Origin of the sequence: Nostoc sp. S13 (assembly GCF_029379315.1) — a bacterium.
Lineage (GTDB): Bacteria > Cyanobacteriota > Cyanobacteriia > Cyanobacteriales > Nostocaceae > Nostoc.
Map to the genome: position 1 here is coordinate 34,638 of NZ_JAQYWQ010000060.1, position 6,530 is coordinate 41,167.

The 6,530-nt window shown below is 39.4% G+C and carries 8 protein-coding genes; 2 read left to right on the forward strand and 6 right to left on the reverse strand.

What is annotated here, in order from left to right:
- The first annotated feature begins 27 nt into the window (after positions 1-27).
- Together PUQ00_RS18735 and PUQ00_RS18740 are read left to right on the forward strand one after the other, a co-directional pair.
- A complete protein-coding gene (locus PUQ00_RS18735; protein WP_300419342.1) occupies positions 28-726 on the forward strand; it encodes an ABC transporter permease in 699 nt (232 codons plus the stop codon).
- On the forward strand, positions 723-1,805 hold the full coding sequence (locus PUQ00_RS18740; RefSeq protein ID WP_300419344.1) for an ABC transporter ATP-binding protein: 1,083 nt from the start codon (positions 723-725) through the stop codon (positions 1,803-1,805). Before PUQ00_RS18735 ends, PUQ00_RS18740 begins: the two co-directional genes overlap by 4 nt.
- A 280-nt stretch (positions 1,806-2,085) precedes the next feature.
- On the opposite strand, the gene PUQ00_RS18745 is transcribed toward PUQ00_RS18740, so the two are convergent.
- The 6 genes from PUQ00_RS18745 to PUQ00_RS18770 form a co-directional block, all read right to left on the reverse strand.
- On the reverse strand, positions 2,086-2,529 hold the full coding sequence (locus PUQ00_RS18745; protein ID WP_300419346.1) for a retroviral-like aspartic protease family protein: 444 nt from the start codon (positions 2,527-2,529) through the stop codon (positions 2,086-2,088).
- Between the two features lie 114 nt (positions 2,530-2,643).
- Complete coding sequence (locus PUQ00_RS18750) at positions 2,644-2,766, reverse strand: hypothetical protein (protein WP_300419348.1); 123 nt, start codon at positions 2,764-2,766, stop codon at positions 2,644-2,646.
- A gap of 496 nt (positions 2,767-3,262) precedes the next feature.
- Positions 3,263-3,520 (reverse strand): hypothetical protein, encoded by a 258-nt coding sequence (locus PUQ00_RS18755; RefSeq protein WP_300419350.1) that lies wholly within the window; start codon positions 3,518-3,520, stop codon positions 3,263-3,265.
- On the reverse strand, positions 3,483-3,842 hold the full coding sequence (locus tag PUQ00_RS18760) for a hypothetical protein (protein ID WP_300419351.1): 360 nt from the start codon (positions 3,840-3,842) through the stop codon (positions 3,483-3,485). The genes PUQ00_RS18755 and PUQ00_RS18760 overlap by 38 nt, the downstream gene beginning before the upstream one ends.
- Positions 3,843-4,241: 399 nt before the next feature.
- Positions 4,242-4,940 carry a type 1 glutamine amidotransferase gene (locus PUQ00_RS18765; protein WP_300419352.1) on the reverse strand — a complete coding sequence of 233 codons (699 nt, stop codon included), beginning with the start codon at positions 4,938-4,940 and terminating at the stop codon, positions 4,242-4,244.
- 60 nt (positions 4,941-5,000) lie between these two features.
- Complete coding sequence (locus tag PUQ00_RS18770; RefSeq protein WP_300419353.1) at positions 5,001-5,594, reverse strand: TetR/AcrR family transcriptional regulator; 594 nt, start codon at positions 5,592-5,594, stop codon at positions 5,001-5,003.
- Positions 5,595-6,530: the final 936 nt, after the last annotated feature.

The following is a 6,530-nucleotide window of genomic DNA, read 5'->3' on the forward strand; positions in this document are numbered from 1 at the left end:
GCTTCCACATTCTTGCGAGGTTTTTAGGTGAATACAATCATCGAAGGGGCTGTGAAAGCTCTTGAGCTATTAACCAGTGGCGATAGTGACGTTTTCCAAGTCATGACGATGACATTGTTCGTATCTGGAATAGCTACAGCCATTAGCGTTTTACTGGGACTACCGTTAGGACTGTGGCTAGCATTAGTGGATTTCGTCGGCAAGCAGACTCTGACTAGTTTGATTAACTTTGGTATGGGATTACCGCCAGTTGTAGTTGGTTTATTTGTCAGTGTGTTTTTGTGGCGGTCTGGCCCGTTAGGAAATCTTGATTTGATGTACACGCCCACAGCGATGATTATAGCCGAAGCGATCATTGCTTTTCCAATTGTAGCTGGCTTCAGTTTTACAGCAATTATCAGTATTAATCCGAAACTACGCTGGCGACTGTTATCAATGGGGGCGACACAGTGGCAAGTCAACTGCTTGCTAATCAAGGAAGCACGGTTAGGGTTAATGGCTGCAATCATGGCTGGTTTTGGTCGCGTCATCTCGGAAGTTGGTGCATCGATGATGGTGGGCGGCAATATCAAAGGACAGACTAGAGTCCTGACTACAGCGATAGTTTTGGAAGTAGGGAAAGGAAATTATGATGTTGCAATGGCGATCGCATACATTCTTCTGATCATCACATACACTGTGATCGTATTGCTGACTATCCTACAGCATGACAGGAAAATTCTATGAGTACTAATGAGTATGTCCTAAAGATGCGGCAGGTGAGCGTCGATAGCAAAACACGTAAAAATATCCTGTCAATTGAAAATTTTGCAGTCCGTCCAGGGGAACTAATCGCTGTACTTGGCCCCAATGGCGCGGGTAAAAGCACTTTGTTAAGAACAATCAATCTTTTGCAACCTTACCGTGGTGAGATGCAATTATTTGGACTGGATGTTCGCAATACCAATAAAACATTGTTGCGTCGTCGTTCGGCTTTGGTATTTCAGGAAACATTACTACTGGATGACACTGTTTTTAATAATGTTGCCAAGGTATTAAAGTTTCGCGGAACACCAACACACAAGATTAAGCAAACGGTACATACTGCACTTGCAACTTTTGGCTGTGAACACCTGGCAAATCAGTCAGCTCGTTCTCTCTCTGGTGGTGAAGCAAAGCGGGTTTGTATTGCCTGCGGTTTAGTTGCTGATTCCGAATTACTGCTTTTGGATGAACCTTCTGCCTCTTTAGATGTGGGAATACGTCCCCAGATGATCGAGAAAATTAGACAATGGGCGCAAGCGAGGGGATCAGCAGTCATATTAGTCAGTCATAATTTTACAGATATATTGCATTTTGCTGATCGAGCGATCGCATTATTTGACGGATATATTGTACAGGATGATAAATTGGAAACCATCATCCGCCGACCAGCTAACGAGCAGTTGGCCAGACTGGTAGGGATAGATAATATTATTCCGTGTCGAGTAGAACGCAGTAACCGTGGAAGTTTTATCAAATTTGCAAACGGGATAGAGTTTTTATATCCTGGGGAAATCACCAAGCCAATTACTTCATGTTGTTTATCTGGCGATACTTTCAATCTTTACGATGTAAATTCTTCAATATTGCATAAACCTTGGTCAGTAATTATTGAAGGGCTAATAGAACGGGTTTTAAATGGTATTGGGATTTGTAGTATTTGGGTTAAGGTGGGAGAACAAACTTTAATCGCCAGAGTGCCTCGGAATCATATATCCGGCAATGTATATCCCCATCAAATGATTAAACTAGCATTTAATGCGGCAGATGCACATTTTGTTTAGAAAAAATTGCGTTGCTGAATTGAGATACAGAATTTAAAAATCAGCTATTCTCAACTCTTACTCTCTGTTACTCTAATAGACATCTCCGAAAAAGAATGTAGAGACGCGAAATTCCGCGTCTTTATAAGGGTTCTAGATAACGCATATTTAATTTCTGAAGATGTCTAATGTACTGAAACATCAAAGATTTGAGCGAAGCATTACTTAATTTTACTAGTATGGTTGATTTACAGGCTTAGTCGTAAGATGCAACTGCTTCTTCGTGGTGTCCCAAATTCACCTACAAAACCATTAAATAAGTATCTTTTCCTTCCACTGGCAAAACTCGCAATTTCTGATTTTGTAAATTGGGTTCTAATCCTAAATCTTCTAAAGGTATTAATCCCAATAACGGATCTGAACCTTCTGGTAATTCAATACAATTGAATGTCCCTTCTCTTCCCTCAACTGAAAGATTTAACATTTTAAAAACCCGAGCTTTTTGTACTCCTGTAGCTATTTTTACATCTACTTCTCCTTGCAGAGGCAATCCCAAATCAAGAATAATATTTTTAGGCAAGCACAGCCTTGTTGCACCTGTGTCAACTAAAACATCATGTAAAGTAATTGAGCGTATTTGTTGTGTGGGAATAAATCCTCTTTCTGCGAGAGTTTGGTCAATTTGGTTAGTAATAGTGATTGTGGTAGTTACTTTACCCATTTTTTCACTTTTGCTATTTGTCATATTATTTTGCTATTATTACCCCCCTTAATCCCCCGTTCATTGGTGGGAAACAGGAAATCCAGTTTCTTCCCTAATCCATCGGGGAGGATTAGGGTGGGGTAAAACTCAAATTTATCAAGCAACAGCCCCTTGTTTAGGCTGACGCACCGGACGTTTGCGATCGCTTCGACGAACGCCTCCTGCCATTTTGTACTCATCGCTATTCTTGCCATACTTTGCAGCTACACTGAGTAACATATGTTCTGTTAGTTCCAGCAGTATCTTCAGCTTTAGGTTTAACCATCTTATTAGCTATAAAAGGGTCTAAAAGTGCAGTAACTTCAAATAGAAGCAACCTAAATATTGATTTCAATGATTTAGAAAGTATCGGAATCATTCTTACTTCTTTCTCACTCTCACTGATAGGATACTTAATGTTTAATAATATAATGATCTGGTATATCAATGTACATAACTTAGTACCTAATTTCTTAAATAAAGGAATAATTATAGCTACCTTTATTGTATTAATGTGGTTAAGTAATGGTTGGTGTATACCTTTAATAGCAGCTAGTCTTCTATTAAACAAACTAATTAAATTAGCTGGGGCACCAAAAGAACTTAACTTAGGGGCATTGAGTATCCTACCAATGATGGCTCTATTTTAATCCTGCAATAAAAGATATCTAATATCGTTTGTGAATCTGAGATGCTCCCGCTACACTGCTTGCGGTTAGCGGGAGAGTTGTCACGATTAAAGAACTTCTTCAGCCAAAAGTAGCCCCTTAACTCGTTCATATTCATCTTCAAGAAGCCATTCTTGGGCAGCTTGATAATTAGAGTGAGTGACTATAAGTTTATAGTCAGATGCAGGGTTAAAAATACGACAAGTGCCATCTTGATCGCCAACTAACATGAGAATCTTAGGTGGAAAAAGAACTGGATCAACCCAGAGTTCTAGAAATTTCCAGGTTTTAGCTTGTTCTGCGAGGCCTGGTGCGTGGGATTGCATGATACTCACCTGTCGTCTTTACGATTTTGATCTCACCGTAGTAAAGTGGGATTTGGCTCCCATCTGCTTTAATTATGTAACCGATCGGCTCTGAAAAGTAGAGTCCATATCGTTCGTAATCGTCGTCTTCATCATCTATTCCAGTTCGCTCTCCCCCTCCAATAATAGCTTGTGTGACTCGTTCTAGGGTTTCGTAATCATTAAATACATGCGCTCTGCCTTCTCTGTGCAGCAGTCGTTGGACTTGAGAGCTATTAGGCAAATGGCGATCAATTAGGCTTAGTCGGGGATCTGGGGTGATATCTCGGTCAATTCCGCTCATGAGTTGGGCGATGTCTACGACGGGCTACGCCTACACACACTAGATCAAAATCGCTATTGTAAGTGATCGCTCGTCCTTATTACGAACATCACACGAATTCAGAGGTGTAGCGAATTCTCTAAATACTAGCGTCGGACGATGATAGTCATTGCCGAGAAATTGGAATAATATGCTCCACCTCAAACGGAAAATTGAAAACGACTTCAGGAGCTTGGCAGTACTCACAACGATGGTTGGCTGCGCTAACGCGATCGCAGTATAGTAGACATCTCCGAAAAAGAATGTAGAGACGCGAAATTTCGCGTCTCTACAACGGCATGAAAGTAAGAAAAACGAAGTGGCAGGTAGGGCGATCGCTCCTTTAAATATGGGCAGCTTTATTACGTAATAAATAATAATTTATCTTGTCAAAGTAGCAAAATACTCTAAAATTTTATACATGGCAGTGTTTATTTTACTAAAATCGTCATCCCGTGCAAGCATTTCTTCGGGTTTCTGAATATATTTACCTGTAACTAATTCAGAGGCGCAATTTTCAATAATTTGCCTAACGCTGTCTTGAGTTGATTCTAGGTGAAATTGTAAACCTAATACTCTATCTGCATAAATGAAAGCTTGATTTGCACATACTTCACTATAGGCTAGTTGTACAGCACCCCGTGGTAGGTCAAAAGTATCACCATGCCAATGAAACACAGTAAAAGACGCAGGGAATGATGCAAAAACAGGATAATTTTGTGCTTCTATTGTCACTTTAATCGGATACCAACCTATTTCTTTTTCCTGACCTTTGTAAACCTTGGAACCTAAAACATCAGCGATTATCTGCGAACCAAGACAAATGCCAATAACTATTTTATTTTTATTGATTGCTTCTTGAATAAAATGTTTTTCCCAAATCAACCAAGGATATTTATCATCCTCGTAAATATTCATCGGTCCACCCATTACTATCACCCAATCTAGGTCATCAACAGATGGTAAAGTATCACCGTTATAAAACTTGGTTGCAGAGAGAATATGATTTTTCTTTGTCAACCACTGTTCAATACTAGCAAGTCCTTCAAATGGCACATGTTGTAAGTAATGAATTCTCATCTCTGACTGCTCCGAACTTAGTTGCAGTGTGATTTTTTACATTAAATCATATAATAGACTTCATGTAGCACTGGATTTTGATGCAGTCTGGATTAAGATTGCCGCCACTTTTTTTGCCTGTGAAGCGGTTGACCAACTTCCTTCCATCATCGCAACCACGATCGCACCTTGCACAAGAAGAAGCAGTTGCCTGGCTAACTGTTCCGGTGATGAAACTTCTGCGGCTTGAGCCAGGCTCTTGATATAGTGGTAGATTGATTGTTGATGCTCTAATGCCACTCGATGTCCAGGATGGTCAGCATTGGCTAGTTCCACTGATGCATTAATGAATGCACAACCTCGGAAATCTGGGCCCTCAAACCATTCCCGTAACGCATCAAATATTGCCAATAGTTGTTGGGATGGATTAGAAGCTCGTTGCTCAATCGCTGTTTTGAGCCATTCACACCATTGTTCATCCTGTTGTCGCAGCCACGCTTCAATCAATGCATCCTTTGACTTAAAATTATTGTAGAGCGACATTTTAGCAACGCCAGATTCCGCAACGATTCTGTCAATACCGACGTTGCGAATTCCCTCTCGGTAAAATAAGCCTGATGCTGTACTTAGGATGCGATCGTGAACAGATTTACGGGTTGTTTTTGGTTTAGTCATTTAGATCACATCCTTAAATAATGTGTAAATCTTAAATACTTCGTCAATAATATTGACAAATATTTTCCCAATTTCACGATTTTTTAAACCTGATGCTTTACTCGCTTTTTGAAGTTAGGGTGTAAACGTGTCAAATATTTCATATTTTTTTAGGCTTTTACGTTTCCAAAACATAGCATTCCTATTTAATCAGTACTCACACAAGATATGTCCAAAAATATTATTCTTGCATAGCGATAATTCATGAATCACCGCTACTTTCGTTATGTTTTGCGTAAGTCCTGTTAATCTGTAAAAATCTCAAGGCTGAGATACCCGACTTCTCCAAGAAATCGGGTATCTTATTGTTCACTAACAAGAATTGGAAATTGAAAAACACCCTTAACCATGTTTTGATTTCTTTTAAAGACAGGGTATTTCATCCACATATATATTGAGTTGAGTTTGTTTTATCCAGTTGCTTGAATCGCAAACACAGTTATCGATTGCTTGTTCTATTCTTTCATTCGCCAAAACTTCGATTCTTCAATTCTTTGTAAGGATTTAAGAAAAAACTATCTGTAAAGAATAAAGGGTTTATCCCAAAAGAGATTGATGAACTGCAAGTAGACCAAAGTCCCCCCGAACTCTGGAACTACTACCGATCAACTACTTCCCCAATCCTCCAGAGACTTGTGGAGCAAGACCATCAGTTCATCAAATCATTGGTTAACTTATGGGATTTGACTTCTTCACTAGAGCGCAAGTGCTTGGAGATCCTTTGTGCTTTAGCGATTTAGATTCCCTATAAATAAAGAATATCATACATTTGGCCAATTTACTTGCGCTGAGAAATTAATTTACAAACAGTATTTGTGGTTACAATTAGTCATCAGCTAAAGAGCCTCAAAGCCGACAATTGCATTATTCTGTTGTTTAGATTTGAGAAAATACCTT

Coding starts and splice junctions, on each gene's coding strand:
- PUQ00_RS18740 (WP_300419344.1), top strand. CDS start 723: ATGAGTACTAATGAGTATGTCCTAAAGATGCGGCAGGTGAGCGTCGAT.
- PUQ00_RS18755 (WP_300419350.1), bottom strand. CDS start 3,520: ATGCAATCCCACGCACCAGGCCTCGCAGAACAAGCTAAAACCTGGAAA.
- PUQ00_RS18770 (WP_300419353.1), bottom strand. CDS start 5,594: ATGACTAAACCAAAAACAACCCGTAAATCTGTTCACGATCGCATCCTA.
- PUQ00_RS18765 (WP_300419352.1), bottom strand. CDS start 4,940: ATGAGAATTCATTACTTACAACATGTGCCATTTGAAGGACTTGCTAGT.
- PUQ00_RS18745 (WP_300419346.1), bottom strand. CDS start 2,529: ATGACAAATAGCAAAAGTGAAAAAATGGGTAAAGTAACTACCACAATC.
- PUQ00_RS18750 (WP_300419348.1), bottom strand. CDS start 2,766: ATGTTACTCAGTGTAGCTGCAAAGTATGGCAAGAATAGCGATGAGTAC.
- PUQ00_RS18760 (WP_300419351.1), bottom strand. CDS start 3,842: ATGAGCGGAATTGACCGAGATATCACCCCAGATCCCCGACTAAGCCTA.